The organism is Streptomyces longispororuber (genome assembly GCF_024448165.1).
Lineage (GTDB): Bacteria > Actinomycetota > Actinomycetes > Streptomycetales > Streptomycetaceae > Streptomyces > Streptomyces longispororuber_A.
Genome location: NZ_JAMOLN010000218.1, coordinates 1 through 16,402, shown reverse-complemented (window position 1 = coordinate 16,402; position 16,402 = coordinate 1). Strand labels below are relative to the sequence as shown.

General features: G+C 71.1%; 13 protein-coding genes. 5 read left to right on the top strand and 8 right to left on the bottom strand.

Features of this window, described 5'->3' with window-relative positions; genetic code table 11:
• Window positions 1-64 precede the first annotated feature (64 nt).
• On the top strand, window positions 65-721 hold the full coding sequence (locus M4J07_RS39665) for an NUDIX hydrolase (RefSeq protein ID WP_255980552.1): 657 nt from the start codon (window positions 65-67) through the stop codon (window positions 719-721).
• An 88-nt stretch (window positions 722-809) separates the two neighbouring features.
• Window positions 810-2,009, top strand: a complete 1,200-nt coding sequence (locus tag M4J07_RS39660; RefSeq protein ID WP_255980548.1) for a MarP family serine protease — start codon at window positions 810-812, stop codon at window positions 2,007-2,009.
• Window positions 2,010-2,030: 21 nt separating this feature from the next.
• Here the strand turns inward: M4J07_RS39660 and M4J07_RS39655 are convergent, their stop codons facing one another.
• The 6 genes from M4J07_RS39655 to M4J07_RS39630 form a co-directional block, all read right to left on the bottom strand.
• The gene (locus M4J07_RS39655) at window positions 2,031-2,216 is read right to left on the bottom strand and encodes a hypothetical protein (protein ID WP_255980546.1); all 186 of its coding nucleotides are present in this window, start codon (window positions 2,214-2,216) and stop codon (window positions 2,031-2,033) included.
• A gap of 171 nt (window positions 2,217-2,387) precedes the next feature.
• The gene (locus M4J07_RS39650; RefSeq protein ID WP_255980544.1) at window positions 2,388-3,329 is read right to left on the bottom strand and encodes an alpha/beta fold hydrolase; all 942 of its coding nucleotides are present in this window, start codon (window positions 3,327-3,329) and stop codon (window positions 2,388-2,390) included.
• Window positions 3,326-3,814: a phage holin family protein gene (locus M4J07_RS39645; RefSeq protein ID WP_255980542.1), complete on the bottom strand. Its 489-nt coding sequence runs from the start codon at window positions 3,812-3,814 to the stop codon at window positions 3,326-3,328. Before M4J07_RS39645 ends, M4J07_RS39650 begins: the two co-directional genes overlap by 4 nt.
• Window positions 3,815-3,894: 80 nt before the next feature.
• Entirely contained in the window at window positions 3,895-5,295 is a 1,401-nt protein-coding gene (nhaA, locus tag M4J07_RS39640; RefSeq protein ID WP_255980540.1) for a Na+/H+ antiporter NhaA, read from the bottom strand.
• Between the two features lie 216 nt (window positions 5,296-5,511).
• The gene (acs, locus tag M4J07_RS39635; RefSeq protein WP_255980538.1) at window positions 5,512-7,470 is read right to left on the bottom strand and encodes an acetate--CoA ligase; all 1,959 of its coding nucleotides are present in this window, start codon (window positions 7,468-7,470) and stop codon (window positions 5,512-5,514) included.
• A gap of 197 nt (window positions 7,471-7,667) precedes the next feature.
• Window positions 7,668-10,028 carry a bifunctional SulP family inorganic anion transporter/carbonic anhydrase gene (locus M4J07_RS39630; protein ID WP_255980536.1) on the bottom strand — a complete coding sequence of 787 codons (2,361 nt, stop codon included), beginning with the start codon at window positions 10,026-10,028 and terminating at the stop codon, window positions 7,668-7,670.
• Between the two features lie 349 nt (window positions 10,029-10,377).
• On the opposite strand from M4J07_RS39630, the gene M4J07_RS39625 reads away from it, so the two are divergent.
• On the top strand, window positions 10,378-11,676 hold the full coding sequence (locus M4J07_RS39625) for a hypothetical protein (protein WP_255980534.1): 1,299 nt from the start codon (window positions 10,378-10,380) through the stop codon (window positions 11,674-11,676).
• A 6-nt stretch (window positions 11,677-11,682) separates the two neighbouring features.
• Here the strand turns inward: M4J07_RS39625 and M4J07_RS39620 are convergent, their stop codons facing one another.
• Complete coding sequence (locus tag M4J07_RS39620) at window positions 11,683-12,663, bottom strand: ATP-binding protein (protein WP_255980532.1); 981 nt, start codon at window positions 12,661-12,663, stop codon at window positions 11,683-11,685.
• Between the two features lie 101 nt (window positions 12,664-12,764).
• Here M4J07_RS39620 and M4J07_RS39615 point away from each other — a divergent pair, with 101 nt between their 5' ends.
• Window positions 12,765-13,589 carry a Fic family protein gene (locus M4J07_RS39615; protein WP_255980530.1) on the top strand — a complete coding sequence of 275 codons (825 nt, stop codon included), beginning with the start codon at window positions 12,765-12,767 and terminating at the stop codon, window positions 13,587-13,589.
• A 345-nt stretch (window positions 13,590-13,934) separates the two neighbouring features.
• Here M4J07_RS39615 and M4J07_RS39610 read toward each other — a convergent pair whose 3' ends face one another.
• Complete coding sequence (locus tag M4J07_RS39610) at window positions 13,935-14,798, bottom strand: HAD family hydrolase (protein ID WP_255980528.1); 864 nt, start codon at window positions 14,796-14,798, stop codon at window positions 13,935-13,937.
• A 577-nt stretch (window positions 14,799-15,375) separates the two neighbouring features.
• Here M4J07_RS39610 and ssd point away from each other — a divergent pair.
• On the top strand, window positions 15,376-16,402 hold a 1,027-nt coding region (gene ssd, locus M4J07_RS39605), incomplete at its 3' end, for a septum site-determining protein Ssd (RefSeq protein ID WP_255980550.1).

Here is a 16,402-nt window from a genome sequence, read left to right as displayed (position 1 = left end):
GACGAGCGGGACCGGCGGGCCGGGCGGTGGCGGGGCCGGCGGAGCGGCGGACGCGGACGTCTCGCTGCGCACGGAGGGCCTGCCGCAGTGGCTGGCCCCGGTGGCCCGCGCCGCCGAGACCGTCAGCGGGGACCAGCTCAGCCGCTTCCTGCCGCCGAAGGACGGAGCGGGCCGGCAGTCCGCCGTCCTGATCCTGTTCGGCGAGGGCGAGCGCGGCCCCGAGCTGCTGCTGATGGAGCGCTCCGGCTCGCTCAGATCGCACGCGGGCCAGCCGTCGTTCCCCGGCGGCGCCCTCGACCCGGAGGACGGCGACCCGCGCGCCGACGGCCCGCTGAGAGCCGCCCTGCGGGAGGCCTGGGAGGAGACCGGCCTCGATCCGCGCGGCGTCCAGCTCTTCGGCGTGCTGCCGAAGCTGTACATCCCGGTGAGCGGATTCGTCGTCACGCCCGTACTGGGATGGTGGCGGGTGCCGAGCCCCGTCGCCGCCGTCGACCCCGCGGAGACGGCCCGGGTCTTCACGGTCCCCGTGGCCGATCTCACGGACCCGGCGAACCGGGCGACGACGGTCCACCCGAGCGGTCACCGAGGACCCGCGTTCCTCGTGGAATCCGCGCTGGTCTGGGGTTTCACGGCCGGCGTGATCGACCGGATCCTGCACTACGCGGGCTGGGAGCGCCCCTGGGACAGGGAGAACACGGTGCCGCTCGACTGGCGGTCATGACAGGCTGGCCCCCGTGCCGTGTCGCCCCGGGCACCCCCGGGCCCCGGCCGGAAGTGGCGAAGCGAGACGTTAGGCGAGGCTTGAATCGGTGAACGTGCTGGACATCCTGCTGCTCGCCGCTGCCGTGTGGTTCGCGATCGTCGGATACCGCCAGGGTTTCGTCGTCGGCATCCTGTCGGTGATCGGTTTCCTCGGCGGCGGCCTCGTCGCGGTCTACGCGCTGCCCGTCATCTGGGGCGCGGCCACCGACGACGCGGAGGTCACCACGACCGCCGCGGTCGTGGCCGTCGTCGTGGTGATCGTCTGCGCCTCGGTCGGCCAGGCCTTCACGACCCACCTGGGGAACAAGCTCCGCAGATACATCACCTGGTCCCCGGCCCGCGCGCTCGACGCGACCGGCGGCGCGCTGGTCAACGTGGCGGCGATGCTCCTGGTCGCCTGGCTGATAGGTTCCGCCCTCGCCGGTACCACGCTGCCCACGCTCGGCAAGGAGGTCCGCAGCTCCAAGGTGCTGCTCGGGGTCTCCAGGGCGCTGCCCGCGCAGGCGGACACCTGGTTCGCCGACTTCTCCTCCACCCTCGCGCAGAACGGGTTCCCGCAGGTCTTCAGCCCGTTCGCGAACGAGCCGATCACCGAGGTCCGGCCGCCCGACCCGGCCCTGGCGAACAGCCGGGTCGCGTTGAACGCCAAGCGATCCATCGTCAAGGTCGTGGGCCAGGCGCCCAGTTGCGGCAAGGTCCTGGAAGGCACCGGCTTCGTCTTCTCCGACCGCCGCGTGATGACGAACGCGCACGTGGTCGGCGGCGTCGACGAGCCCACCGTCCAGATAGGCGGCGAGGGCATCAAGTACGACGCGAAGGTCGTGCTCTACGACTGGAAGCGCGACATCGCGGTCCTGGACGTGCCCACGCTGAAGGCGCCTCCGCTCCAGTTCACGCAGACCGATGCGGAGCGCGGCGGCGGCGCGATCGTCGCGGGCTTCCCGGAGAACGGCGCGTACGACGTCCGACCCGCGCGCGTGCGCGGCCGGATCGACGCGTCGGGCCCGGACATCTACCACCGCGGCACGGTCCAGCGCGACGTGTACTCGCTGTACGCGACGGTCCGTCAGGGCAACTCCGGCGGACCGCTCCTCACCCCCGACGGCAGGGTCTACGGCGTCGTCTTCGCCAAGTCCCTGGACAACGCGGACACGGGGTACGCGCTGACCGGGGACGAGATCCGCACCGACATCACCCAGGGCCGCTCGGCGGTCCAGCAGGTGGACACGGACGCCTGCGCGCTCTAGGGCGAGGGGCGGGGCGGAGTCTCAGCCGCGACTTGTGTGGCGCAGCCGCGCCGAGACCCACCGGGCCCGACGGCGCAGGATGCGCGGAATGCCCAGCCGGGGATCGTGCGCCACGTGCTCCTGCGGCGCCCCCCTCTGGGGAGAGCCCAGCGTCATCGCTGGGCGGCGATTGCGTGCTGCGTCACTGTAGTCGTGCGTCCAGCCCATACACCGACGTGTGCCCGTGCCTCATGGTCGGTAACCGCCCCCACGGCCCCCAATTGGCTTATGCGCCAGGCATTTGGCTGTTCGTAGGACAGGCGTTCCCGCCCGCATACCGGTCACGCACCCGAAGCTCACTCAGAGCTCACTCAGAGCTCACTCAGAGCTCACCGGTGCTCACCGATCGGGCTCGGGATCCTTCAGCCAGTTGACCAGTTCGGTGGAGAAGGCGACCGGATCCTCCTCGTGCGGGAAGTGTCCGAGACCGTCGAACAGGCGCCAGCGGTACGGCGCTTCGACGTACTCGCCGGAGCCGGCCGCGCTGCGGGTGCGCATCACGGGGTCGAGCGAGCCGTGCAGGTGCAGCGTCGGCACCCGGACCGGGCGCTTCATCCGCCGGTTGAACTGGATCCCGTCCGGGCGGGCCAGGGAGCGCACCATCCAGCGGTACGGCTCGATCGAGCAGTGCGCGGTGGACGGGATGCACATGGCCTGCTGGTACGTCTGGACGGTCTTGTCGTCGGGCTGGCGCGGGCCCGACCAGTCGCGGACCAGATCGCCCACCAACGCGCCGTCCTTCGCCACCAGTTGACGCTCCGGCAGCCACGGCCGCTGGAAGCCCCAGACGAACGACCCCGAGCGCGACTGCCGGTAGTCCGCGAGCATCGCCGAGCGCCAGCGCCGCGGATGCGGCATCGACGACACCGCGAGCCGCCGCACCAGCTTGGGCCGCATCACCGCCGCGGTCCACGCGAGGTAGCCGCCGAGGTCGTGCCCGACGAGCGCGGCGTCCGGCTCGCCGAGGGAGCGGACGACGCCCGTGATGTCGAGCGCCAGATTGGCCGGGTCGTAACCCCGCGGCGTACGGTCGCTGCCGCCCACGCCGCGCAGGTCCATCGCGACGGCCCGGAACCCGGCGTCGGCGAGCGCGACGAGCTGGTGCCGCCACGTCCACCAGAACTGCGGGAAGCCGTGCAGGAGGAGGACCAGCGGGCCGTCCCCCATCTCGGCGATGTGGAAGCGCGCGCCGTTGGCCGCGACGTCCCGATGGGTCCAGGGACCGTCAAGTCGTACGACCGAGGAGGGCGGTTGAGCCGAAGGGGTGGCGGGGTCCGTCATGAAGACGAGCGTGCCACAGCCTCGATGGCCTCGGGGACACGGTCGCCCGGCGTCACCTGACGGGGGTGCGGCTTGGCGTTCTGCAGTACGCCCGCCGACTCCTTGACCGAGGCGGCGACCTTCTGCGGGCCCTTGCCCTTCTTGGCCTTCTTGGCGAAGACGGTGCCGATCAGCGCGAGGACCGCGGCGACCAACACGTTCGCGGCGAAGGAGAGCAGGAAGCAGATCGCCATGTTCCAGTGCGACCAGGTCCGGATGCCGTAGGCGAGCGCGAAGCTCAGCATCGGCAGTGAGAACACCAGCACCAGGAGCGCCGCCGAGAACGCGCCGCCGCTCACCGCCCCCTTCTTCACGTCCTGCTTGAGCTGCGCCTTCGCGAGGGCGATCTCGTCGTGCACCAGCGCGGACATCTCGGTCGTCGCCGAGGCGAACAGCTGGCCGATGCTGCGTTCGGCGCCGACCGGGCTGCCGTCGGGTGCGCTCATCGCTTACTCCCTGTTCTCCTGTGGAGGGCCTTCTGAAGAAGCAGTCCGTACGAGTCCGTACGTCCTGTCCTGGTGTCAGATCATGCCGGACGCTCGTCCTCGTCGCTTGCCCCGGCCGCCACTTCGGCAAGCCTGCGGTGCTCCGCGGCCTTTCTCTCGTAGATCTCGGCCATCCGGAGGTGGTAGTCCGGCTTGTCCTGCTCGTAGACGTCGGGGATGCCGTCGGCGTCCTCGTCGCGCTCCTCGTGCTCCCACAGGGCGCGGTACTTGGCGTTGCGCACCTTCAGCAGGACACCGCTGAGCACGGCCGCGATCAGCGAGCCGATCAGGATGGCCGCCTTGACCTCCGCGGTCAGGACGGGGTCGTCGCTGAAGGCGAGTTCGTCGATGAGGAGGGAGACGGTGAAGCCGATGCCGGCGAGGGAGGCGACCGCGAAGACGTCCGGCCAGGCCAGCTCGTCGGAGAGCGACGCCTTGGTGAACCGGGCCGTCAGCCAGGTGCCGCCGAAGATGCCGACGGCCTTGCCGACGACGAGGCCGAGGACGACACCGAGCGTCTCCGGCCGGGTGAACACGTCTCCCAGCGCGCCGCCCGACACGACCACACCGGCGCTGAACAGGGCGAACAGCGGCACCGCGAGCCCGGCGGAGAGCGGCCGGACCAGATGCTCGATGTGCTCGCCCGGGGAGTGCTCCTCGCCCTCGTGCCGGGTGCAGCGCAGCATCAGGCCCATGGCGACACCGGCGATGGTGGCGTGGATGCCGGAGTTGTACATCAGCGCCCAGATCGTCACGGCGAGCGGCACGTAGACGTACCAGCCGCGCACGCCCTTCCTGAGCAGCAGCCAGAAGACGGCGAGGCCGACGACGGAGCCGCCGAGTGCCGCGAAGTTCAGCTCGCTGGTGAAGAAGATCGCGATGATCATGATCGCGAAGAGGTCGTCGACGACGGCGAGGGTGAGCAGGAAGGCGCGCAGGGCGCCCGGCAGCGACGTACCGATGACGGCGAGCACGGCGAGCGCGAACGCGATGTCGGTGGCGGTCGGCACGGCCCAGCCGTCCATCGACCCGCCGCCGGCCGTGTTCACCACGACGTAGACGATCGCGGGCACCGCCATGCCGCAGAGCGCGGCGACCACCGGCAGCGCGGCGGCCTTGGGATCGCGCAGGTCACCGGCGACGAGTTCGCGCTTGAGCTCGATGCCGGCGACGAAGAAGAAGATCGCGAGGAGTCCGTCGGCGGCCCAGTGCGCGACCGACAGGTCGAGGCCGAGCGCGGCGGGTCCGAGGTGGAAGTCGCTGACGGCCTCGTAGCTGTGCCGCAGGGCCGGGATGTTCGCCCAGACGAGGGCGGCGACGGCGGCCACCAGGAGCAGTACGCCGCCGACCGTCTCGGTGCGCAGGGCGTCGGCCACGAAATTGCGCTCGGGCAGGGAGAGCCTGCCGAGCACCTTGCGGTCGTTCTTCTTCGGCGCGCTCACGTCGTGCGACCTCCGGTCAGATACGGCTGTAGACACCGCCGACCAGACTTCCCGGCACACCCTGTGGACTTCCTGTCGCGTCCTTGACGCGCCCTTCACCCTACCGGGTGTACGCACGGCGTACCTGGTGATCATCACGATACGCACGAAACGGGCACCCGGCGCGTTCGCCGAGTGCCCGTCACAGGTGTGCGGTGGCCGTGTCAGGTGGCCGGATCAGTCCTCGCTGGACGCCGCCGGGAGCTCCGCCTGGATCAGGTCCATCACGGAGGAGTCGGCGAGGGTGGTGACGTCGCCCACCGCCCGGTTCTCCGCGACGTCGCGCAGCAGCCGGCGCATGATCTTGCCGGACCGCGTCTTGGGCAGCTCGGCGACCGGCAGGATCCGCTTCGGCTTGGCGATCGGGCCGAGGGTGGCGCCCACGTGGTTGCGCAGGTCGGAGACGAGCGACTCGTCCTCCGCGTTCGCGCTGCCGCGCAGGATCACGAAGGCGACGATCGCCTGGCCGGTCGTCTCGTCGGCGGCGCCGACCACGGCGGCCTCGGCGACGGCCGGGTGGGAGACGAGCGCCGACTCGACCTCGGTGGTCGAGATGTTGTGCCCGGAGACGAGCATCACGTCGTCGACCCGGCCGAGCAGCCAGATGTCGCCGTCCTCGTCCTTCTTGGCGCCGTCACCGGCGAAGTACTTGCCCTCGAAGCGGGACCAGTACGTGTCGATGAACCGCTGGTCGTCGCCCCAGATGGTGCGCAGCATCGACGGCCACGGCTCGGTGAGCACCAGGTAGCCACCGCCGCCGTTCGGCACCTCGTTCGCCTCGTCGTCGACGACGGTCGCGGAGATGCCGGGGAGCGCGCGCTGGGCGGAGCCCGGCTTGGTCTCGGTGACGCCCGGCAGCGGCGAGATCATGATCGCGCCGGTCTCGGTCTGCCACCAGGTGTCCACGACGGGGCAGGTGTCGGCGCCGATGTTCTTCCGGTACCAGACCCACGCCTCGGGGTTGATCGGCTCGCCCACCGACCCGAGCACGCGCAGGCTGCTCAGGTCGAACTTCGCGGGGATGTCGTCGCCCCACTTCATGAACGTGCGGATCGCGGTCGGCGCCGTGTAGAGGATCGAGACGCCGTACTTCTGCACGATCTCCCAGAACCGGCCCTGGTGCGGGGTGTCCGGGGTGCCCTCGTAGATGACCTGCGTCGCACCGTTCGAGAGCGGGCCGTACGTGATGTACGAGTGGCCCGTGACCCAGCCGATGTCGGCCGTGCACCAGTAGACGTCGGTCTCCGGCTTGAGGTCGAAGACGGCGTGGTGCGTGTAGCTGGCCTGCGTCAGGTAGCCGCCGGACGTGTGCAGGATGCCCTTCGGCTTACCCGTCGTGCCCGACGTGTAGAGGATGAAGAGCGGCTGCTCGGCGTCGAAGGCCTGCGGCGCGTGCTCGGCGGACTGCCGGCCGACGACCTCGTGCCACCACAGGTCGCGGCCCTCGGTCCAGGCGACGTCCTGCTCGGTGCGCTTGACTACGAGCACCTTGGCGACGCCGTCCACGCGGGTGAGCGCGTCGTCGACGGCCGGCTTCAGGGCGGACGGCTTGCCGCGGCGGTAGCCGCCGTCGGCCGTGATGACGACCTTGGCGTCCGCGTCCTGGATGCGGGTGGCGATGGCGTCGGCCGAGAAGCCGCCGAAGACCACGGAGTGCGCGGCGCCGATGCGGGCGCAGGCCAGCATCGAGATGACGGCCTCGGGGATCATCGGCAGGTAGACGGCGACCCGGTCGCCGGCCTGGACGCCCAGCTCGGTCAGCGCGTTCGCCGCCCGGCTGACCTCGTCCTTCAGCTCGGCGTAGGTGATGGCGCGGCTGTCGCCCGGCTCGCCCTCGAAGTGGATGGCGACGCGGTCGCCGTTGCCCGCCTCGACGTGCCGGTCGACGCAGTTGTACGCGACGTTCAGCTTGCCGTCGGCGAACCACTTGGCGAACGGCGGGTTCGACCAGTCCAGGATCTCGGTCGGCTCGGTCGCCCAGGTGAGGCGGCGGGCCTGCTCGGCCCAGAAACCGAGCCGGTCAGCCTTGGCCTGCTCGTACGCCTCGGCCGTGACGTTGGCGTTCGCGGCCAGGTCAGCGGGCGGCGCGAAGCGTCGCTCCTCCTTAAGAAGGTTGGCCAGGCTTTCGTTGCTCACGACGCTTCTCCCATTCGGTGTTTGTGCCGGAGGCGACCGTTGTGTCCCAGGCCACAGCTCATCAGACCTCGACCCCTGGTGACAAGGGGTGCCCGACAATTGGTTTAGACCTGCGTGCCGGTTCTCATGCGTGTGGCTCCCGGCGAGCCGGGAGCCACACGCTCTCATCCTTGGCACGGATGCGGGGAAGGGTCGGTTCAGGCCCGCGTGTCCTCGTGGGTGGCGGCCGCGACCTGCCCGAACACCGGATCGCAGTCGTCGAGCAGATACGCCTGTGCCTCACCGACGTGGAAGTACATCCCGTGCAGTTCCAGCGCACCCTGCTCCAGCGCCCTGGCGACCGACTCGTGGGCGCGCAGGTGGTCCAGCTGCTGGACCACATTGGTCAGACAGAGCTGCTCGACCGCGTCGGCCGGTGCCCGGCCCGCGAGCCGGGCCCACGGCAGCCCCTTGTCGCCCATCCGCGCCAGGCTCGGCAGCCCGTGCCGCAGCCACCGCTTGAGCGGGGTGAGCGCCCCGGAGCCGGTCGGCGGACTGCTGAGCAGGGCCTGCATGGCCCCGCACCCGGAGTGCCCGCACACGGTGATCGACTGCACCTTCAGCACGTCGACGGCGTACTCGATGGCGGCGGCGACCGAGTCGTCCCCGCTCTCGGCGCCGGGGAGCGGCACGAGATTGCCCACGTTCCGTACGACGAAGAGGTCGCCCGGGCCGCTCGACGTGATCATCGAGGTGACGAGCCGGGAGTCGGCACAGGTGAGGAAGAGCTGGGTGGGCTGCTGGCCCTCGCGGGCCAGACGGGCCAGCTCGCCGCGCACCAGCGGCGCCGTGTTCCGCTGGAACGCGCTGATCCCGCTGGCCAGTTGATGGCTGCCGCGCCGCTGCGGCGCCGGCCCGGTGCTCTCGGGCGCGGGCGCCGGAGGCCGGTCGTCACAGTGGTGGTTGCGCCACGGTGTCCAGGGGCGGCAGCAGGAGTGGCTCGCGCTCGCCGGCTCGGCGATCCGTGCCCCGCCGCGCCCGGTCACCTCGACCTGGCCGCCCTGCGCGGCGTGCGACTTCTGCCAGTCCTGCAACGCCTCGAACGCGCCGTGGTCCATGAACGACCCGTCCAACTCCACGACGCAGTCCTCCCCTTGGGGCACCTGGTGCAGGGCGCGGCTGAGCCGGGGCACGGCGAGGAACGTCAACTGGCCGCGCACCCGCACGTGGTGGACGCCGCGCGCATCCGTCTCGTGCGTGATGCGGGTGCGCGCGAGGCGGTGCAGGGCGACGCCGACGGCGACCGCGACACCGAGCCCGACCCCTTGGAGCACGCCGAACAGGACGACGCCGAGGGTGGTCACGATGTACACCAGCACCTCGCGGTGGCGGGTCACCGTGCGGATGTGGTTCAGCGACACCATCTGGATGCCGACCGCCATCACCAGGGCGCCGAGCGAGGCGAGCGGGATGAGCTCCAGGACGGGGACCAGGAGCAGTGTGGCCGCTACCACCCAAACGCCGTGCAGCATCGAGGAGTTCCCGCTCACCGCGCCCGCGTTGATGTTCGCCGTGGTGCGCACCGCGACCCCGGCGACGGGCAGCCCGCCGAGCGATCCGGAGACGATGTTCGACGCGCCCTGCGAGAGCAGCTCCCTGTCCAGGTTCGAGCGGCGCATCTCGGGCGGCAGGTCGGGCCGCCCGGTGGCCAGCTTGTCGGCCGCGACGGCTCCGAGGAGCGACTGCACGCTGCACACGAGGGTGGTGGTCAGGACGGCCGCGGCGATCCCGAGGACGGGCCCGTCGGGCAGCCCGGCGAGGGCGTGGCTGCTCCAGGAGGGCAGGTCGACCTCGGGCAGGCTCAGGCCGAGCAGCGCGGCGGTGACGGTCGAGGCGGTCACGGCGACGAGGGCGGCCGGGACCTTGCGGGTGCCGCGGCCCACGCGCCCGGGGATGCGGGGCCAGGCGAAGAGCACGGCGAGGGTGAGGGCGCTCATGGCGAAGGCGGCCGGGTGGATGTTCGCCACCTGGGCGGGCAGCGCCCGGAGGTTGTCGAGCACCGAGCTCTCGGGGGTGCCGCCCAGCACGATGTGCAGCTGGGCGACGGCGATGGTGACGCCGATGCCGGCGAGCATGCCGTGCACGACGGCGGGGCTGACGGCGAGCGCCGTGCGGGCCACCCGCAGGCAGCCGAGCCCGAGTTGGGCGATCCCCGCCATCACGGTGATCGCGCAGGTGGTGCGCCAGCCGTAGCGCTGGATCAGCTCGGCGGTGACCACGGTGAGGCCCGCGGCGGGGCCGCTGACCTGGAGCGGGGCGCCGCCCAGGAAACCGGCGACGAGTCCGCCGACGGCCGCGGCGACGAGCCCGGACTCCAGGGGCGCGCCGGTCGCCAGGGCGATGCCGAGGGACAGGGGCAGGGCGATCAGGAAGACCGCGACGGACGCGGACAGGTCGGCGCCCGCGATGCGGAAGCGGCGGCGGGGCGCCGGTGGCGGACTGTGGGCGTTGCGGACGGCCGCTGTGGGCTCGTCCGACCGGTCGGAGTCACTGGCGCGGGTGGGTACGCAGGCTGACATGGTTCCCGTCTCCTCCGGGGTGCAGCGCGGTCGCGGAATGTGGGGGGACCCCTCGGCGGTGGGTGGGGTCGATCGCGGCCGTGGTTCACGGCGTGCAGCGGCGGGATGAAGATCAACGCTCGGTAACGTTCGGTAAATGGATCGTAATGCAGAGTAAAGTCTCTGGACGGATTATCGGGGCAAATGGGGCAATGATTCACCCCTGGGAGTGAATAGGAATCTTGGTCGGCTTGTCGGACAAATTCCGTGCGGACCGCGTGCGACGTTGGGCGCCGCCGCCCGCGCATAGCGGGCATTTCTCGCATTCACCCTCCGGTAAGCCGACTCCCAGGAAGAAGGTGGGCGGAAGATGGCCGCCACCCCCAGGTCCGCCAGCCACGCCACCCGGCGGCTCGTCGCGGGCGTCACCGCCGCCGCGGCCTGCTCCGCGGTCCTCGCCGGCTGCGCGGGCAGCGACACCGGCTCGACACCCCCGCAGGGCGCCCCCGGACCGAAGAAGGCGGCACCGGCCGCTCCCGGCAGCGTGGTCCGGCTGATCGGCGACGGCTCGACCGCGTACACCGGCCGGCAGCCGCACCTGCCGAGAGCCGAGCGCCTCAGACCGGGACAGAAGCCCCCGCAGTTCGTGGTGTTCTCCTGGGACGGCGCGGGCGAGGACAGCCAGAAGCTGTTCTCCCACTTCCGCAAGGTCGCCAAGCGGAACAACGCGACGATGACGTACTTCCTCAGCGGCGTGTACATGCTCCCGGAGGGCAAGGCGAGCCAGTACCACCCGCCGCAGCACTCGCCGGGCCGCTCGGACATCGGCTTCAACGACGCCCGGGGAATCAAGGACACCGTCGATCAGCTGCGCGGCGCCTGGCTCGAGGGCAGCGAGATCGGCACCCACTTCAACGGCCACTTCTGCGGCAGCGGCGGGGGCGTCGGCCAGTGGTCGGTCGCCGAGTGGAAGAGCGAGATCCAGCAGGCCAAGTCGTTCGTGAAGGCGTGGAAGACCAACACGGGCCTGAAGAACGCGGCGCCGCTGCCCTTCGACTACGACAAGGAACTCATCGGCGCCCGCACCCCCTGCCTCGAAGGCCAGAAGAACTTCATGCGCGCGGCCCACGACCTGGGCTTCCGCTACGACACCAGTGGCGTCAACGACCAGATCTGGCCCAAGAAGAAGAACGGCCTGTGGGACCTGTCCATGCAGCTCGTCCCGGTCCCTGGCCGCGCCTTCGAGACGCTGACCATGGACTACAACTTCATGGTCAACCAGTCGGGCACCACCTCGCAGGGCGACCCGGACAAGCACGAGTACTGGGGCGACCAGATGCGCGACGGCCTGCTCCAGGGCTTCGACCGCGCCTACAAGGGCAACCGCGCGCCGCTGATCATCGGCAACCACTTCGAGTCGTGGAACGGCGGCACCTACATGCGGGCCATCGAGGAGACCGTCCACACGGTCTGCAACAAGCCCGAGGTCCGCTGCGTCTCCTTCCGGCAGCTCGCCGACTGGCTCGACGCGCAGGACCCCAAGACGCTGCAGAAGCTCACCACGCTCGGCGTCGGCAAGGCGCCCGAGCAGGGCTGGGCGTCCTTCCTGACCGGCGCGCCGGCCCCGGCCCCCAAGGGGGTGCCGGGCGCACCGGCCACCAAGTCGTAGGCCGCGTCAGGCCGTTGCGGCGACGCTCTCGCGCAGGACGAAGTCGGGGTCGACCTGGGAAGCCAGGTCGGCCCCCGTCTTCTCGTTCCCCCAGCTCTGTGCGTTCCGCAGGTGGAAGTGGACCATCTGGCGTGTGTAGCGCTCCCAGTCGCGGGCCGCGTACGTGGCGTCGGCGGCGGTCTGGAGTGCTTGCAGGGAGGCCTTGTTGGCCGCTTCGAGGAGCTCGAAGCGTGGCGGGCGCCCCTTCTCCATCGCGCGCACCCAGTCGGAGTGCCCGACGGTCACGAGCAGGTCGTCCCCGACCTCGGAGCGGAGGAAGTCGAGGTCGTCCTCGCCCTGCACCTTGTTCCCCACGACCTTCAGGCTGATGCCGAAGTCCCGTGCGTACTCCTTGTACTGGCGGTAGACCGAGACTCCCTTGCGCGTCGGCTCGGCGACGAGGAACGTCATGTCGAAGCGGGTGAACATGCCGGACGCGAAGGAGTCGGAGCCCGCCGTCATGTCGACCACCACGTACTCGTCGCGGCCGTCGACCAGATGGTTCAGACACAGCTCCACCGCTCCCGTCTTGGAGTGGTAGCAGGCGACACCGAGGTCGGCTTCGGTGAACGGCCCGGTGACCATCAAACGCACGGCGTCGCCGTCGAGTTCCACGCTGCGAGCGCAGGCGTCGTACACCGGATTGTTCTCGCGCACCCGCAGCAGTCGCGAGCCCTCCCCGGGGGGAGTCGTCTTGATCATCGTGTCGGCCGAGGCGATCCGCGGGTTCGAGCCGCGCAGGTAGTCCTTGATGAGCGGCAGCCGGGCGCCCATGGCGGGCAGTTCGGCGGCGACCTCGTCGTCGAGCCCGAGCGCGGCGCCCAGGTGCTGGTTGATGTCCGCGTCCACGGCGACGACGGGGGAGCCGGTGGTGGCGAGATGGCGGATGAACAGGGAGGACAGCGTGGTCTTCCCGCTGCCACCCTTCCCTACGAAAGCGATCTTCATGTTCACTAAGGGTAGTCGCGTGGTCGCCATGCGTGTCCCGCCGACGTGAAGAAGACCACTCCTTCGTGGGGCGGTGCCCCGCGGCCCGTAATGTCGTACTCATGAGTACGACAGCCGATCCCCTCGCCACCCTGGGGACCCTGCCGGGCGTGGCCGACTCCGTGGACTCCGTGCGCAAGGCCGTGGACCGCGTCTACGGGCACCGGGTCATGCGGCGCCGCAGCACCGAGGTCACCTCCGAGGCCGCCCTGCGCGGCGCGCGCGGCAGCGCGGCGCTCTCGGGTGCCGACTGGGCGCTCGAAGAGGTGCGCAGGCGCAGCGACTTCAGCGGCGGCGACGGTGACGCGGAGGCCCGCACGGTCGGCGCGGCCCTGCGGCTGACTGCGGAGGCGGGTCAACTCCTGTCCATCTGGCGGCAGTCGCCCCTGCGGGTGCTGGCGCGGCTGCACCTGGTGGCGGCCGCCGCCCAGGACGACACGGTGGGCCGGCCGCGCAAGGCGGGCGAGCCGGTCGACGAGCCGCTCGTGGAACTCCCGGTGCCGGACGCGGACGAGGTCGCGGGCCGGCTCGACGGGCTCGCGCAGCTGATCATCGCGGGGAGCAAGGCGCCCGCCCTAGTGAGCGCCGCCGTCGTGCACGGCGAACTGCTCGCACTGCGCCCGTTCGGCTCGCACAACGGACTGGTCGCGCGCGCCGCCGAGCGCATCGTCCTGGTGGGCAGCGGCCTCGACCCGAAGTCGATCTGCCCCGCAGAGGTGGGTCACGCCGAGCAGGGCCGCGCGGCCTACGCGGCGGCACTCGAAGGCTATGTGTCCGGTACGCCGGAAGGAATGGCGGCCTGGATCGCCCACTGCGGCAAGGCCGTCGAGCTGGGTGTCAGGGAGTCGACCGCGGTGTGCGAGGCGCTGCAGCGCGGCGCTGCGTGAAAGGACCCCGAACAGGGTTGCGGCGGTACGAGTTCTCGTACCGCCGCTGGCATGTCCACTGGGTTACCAAGCGTCCTCGAAAAGTTGCCCATCAGGTCGGGAGCTTCGCCCGTCACCTGGTGCGGCTGGCCCGTAATCGACGGGTCGACGTCGCGTGGGTGCCCGGTGTTCATGCTTCGGTCCGTGGGGCCTTGGTTGCGTTTGAAGGTGATCCTCTCGGATGTCCTTGGTCTCGCGGGCCGTTGACTCCTTTGTACTCCTCCCCTGAAGGAAGCGGAAGCCCTGGCTGCACTTCTTTACTTTTAGGTTCAAACAGGGGTGAAACGGGCGCCCGTGAGGGGAGGGTCAGCGGGAAGCGGTGAGGGCCCGGCGCCGACTGGCGTACCAGACCAGGCCGGCCGTGGCCGCTGCCGCACCGACCGCGGCCGCCGCGACCAGGGCCGGGCGGGACGGCGAGGCGAGATTCGGCAGCCGCTGCTTGAGCCTGACCGGCTTGTGGAAGTCCAGAATCGGCCACTCGCGCGCGAGCGCCTCGCGGCGGAGCGCCCGGTCCGGATTGACCGCGTACGGGTGCCCGACGGCGCTCAGCATCGGCAGGTCCGTCGCCGAGTCGCTGTACGCGTAGCAGCGCGCGAGGTCGTACCCCTCGGACAGCGCCAGCTCCTTGACGGCCTCCGCCTTGGTCGGCCCGTACGCGTAGTACTCCACCTCGCCCGTGAAGCAGCCGTCGTCCCCGACGACCATGCGCGTGGCGACCACCCGGTCCGCGCCCAGGAGCTCGCCGATCGGCTCGACGACCTCCGCGCCCGAGGTCGAGACGATGACGACGTCCCGTCCCGCGGTGTGGTGCTCCTCGATGAGGGACGCGGCCTCGTCGTAGATGATCGGGTCGATCAGGTCGTGCAGCGTCTCGGCGACGATCTCCTTCACCTGCTGCACGTTCCAGCCGCGGCACAGCGCCGAGAGGTACTGGCGCATCCGCTCCATCTGGTCGTGATCGGCGCCGCCGGCCAGGAAGACGAACTGCGCGTAGGCGGTGCGCAGCACGGCCCTGCGGTTGATCAGACCGCCTTGGTAGAACGACTTGCTGAACGTGAGCGTGCTCGACTTTGCGATGACCGTCTTGTCCAGGTCAAAGAACGCCGCTGTGCGCGGCATCGAGTGAGCCATGGAGTGGGTCAAGGAGTGGTTTTCCACGAGCCCGAGCATAGGCGCCCACCATTCGGCGTAAGCTGGGGCGCGTGGGTTTGCCTGAGAAGGCTCTCGGGTACACCATGGAAGTCACGGATCGTTCGCGACCGTGCTAACCCGGTCTGGCTCCTCCCCCCCCGAGTCGGACCGTGGGGACGACCCCCGCTCTCCCCCCCGGCGGGGGTCGTCGCATGTCCGGACCCGTTTTCGGGTCCTTTTTTCTTGCCTCTTCGCCCCTGATTCCGGGTCTGCGGGCCACTGCCCGCCCGTCGCCGATCCGTCACGGTGCGTGACCGAGGGGCTGCTCTGCGGATGCTCGGGCTCTGTCCCCAGGGCTCACCGGTTTGGGGCACGACGATATTCACAACCCTTCTCGCGTCCACAGTTATTGACCAAGATCCACACGATTTCCGGGATCGCTGCACGGTGATTCCGCACGCGAAGTTCGGACCGGCGTTCATGGCCGGTTCGTTTTGGCCGACACGCGAAGGCGCGGCCGGTATTCGGCGCTTCGGCGCCGGCGACTTCGCGGTGCGTCGGATCGCCCGCGCTGCGGGCGAGCGGGTCGAGAGGGGGACGGATCGTGACGGGAGCCATGGCGTGCGACGCGCGGGGCGTGCGGCGCGCACCGCTGATCGTGACGGAGGACGTGGGACTGCTGGACGACCTGCTGCGGCTGTGCGCGGCGGCGGGCGTGCGGCCCGAGGTCGGGCACGGGGCGCCGGAGGGCAGAGGGGGCTGGGAGGCGGCTCCCCTCGTGCTGGTCGGGGACGACGCCGCGGGACGGCTGCGCGGGGTGCCACGACGGCGGGGTGTCGTCCTGGTCGGCCGTGACCAGGACGATTCCGGGGTGTGGAAGCGGGCCGTCGAGATCGGCGCCGACCACGTGCTGATGCTCCCGGACGGCGAGCAGTGGCTGATGGACCGGATCGCCGATGTCGTCGAGGGCGTGGGGCGGCCCGCGCTGACCGTCGGTGTCATCGGAGGCCGGGGCGGTGCCGGGGCCTCGACGCTGGCCTGTGCCCTGGCGGTGGCGTCCGCGCGGGCCGGGCGGCGCACCCTCCTGGTCGACGCGGACCCGCTGGGCGGCGGCCTGGACGTGCTGCTCGGCGCCGAGGCGGCGGACGGACTGCGCTGGCCGGCCTTCGCCCAGTCACGGGGGCGCGTCGGGAGCACCGCCCTGGAGGAGTCGCTGCCGCGTCTGCACGGCCTCAGGCTGCTCAGCTGGGACCGCGGCGACCTGGCCACGGTGCCGCCCGAAGCCGTGCGGGCGGTGCTCGCCGCGGGGCGGCGCAGGGGCGGCGCCGTCGTGGTGGACCTGCCGCGCCGGGTCGACGCCGGTTCGGTCGAGGCGCTGGCCCAGCTCGATCTGGCGCTGCTCCTGGTGCCACCGGAGCTGCGTGCCGTCGCGGCGGCCCGGCGGGTGGCCGGAGCGGTGGGAATGGTCGTGCGGGACGTGCGGGTGGTGACGGCGCCCGTGCGCGGTTCGGCGGAGCTCGACGCGGACGAGGTGGCCCGCCTGATGGGGCTGCCGCTCGCCGGTGAACTGCCGCTGGACAGCGGGGTGTCGGCGGGGCGGGCCTTTGGTGCGGGTGCGGGTGCGGGTGCGGGTTCGGGATCGG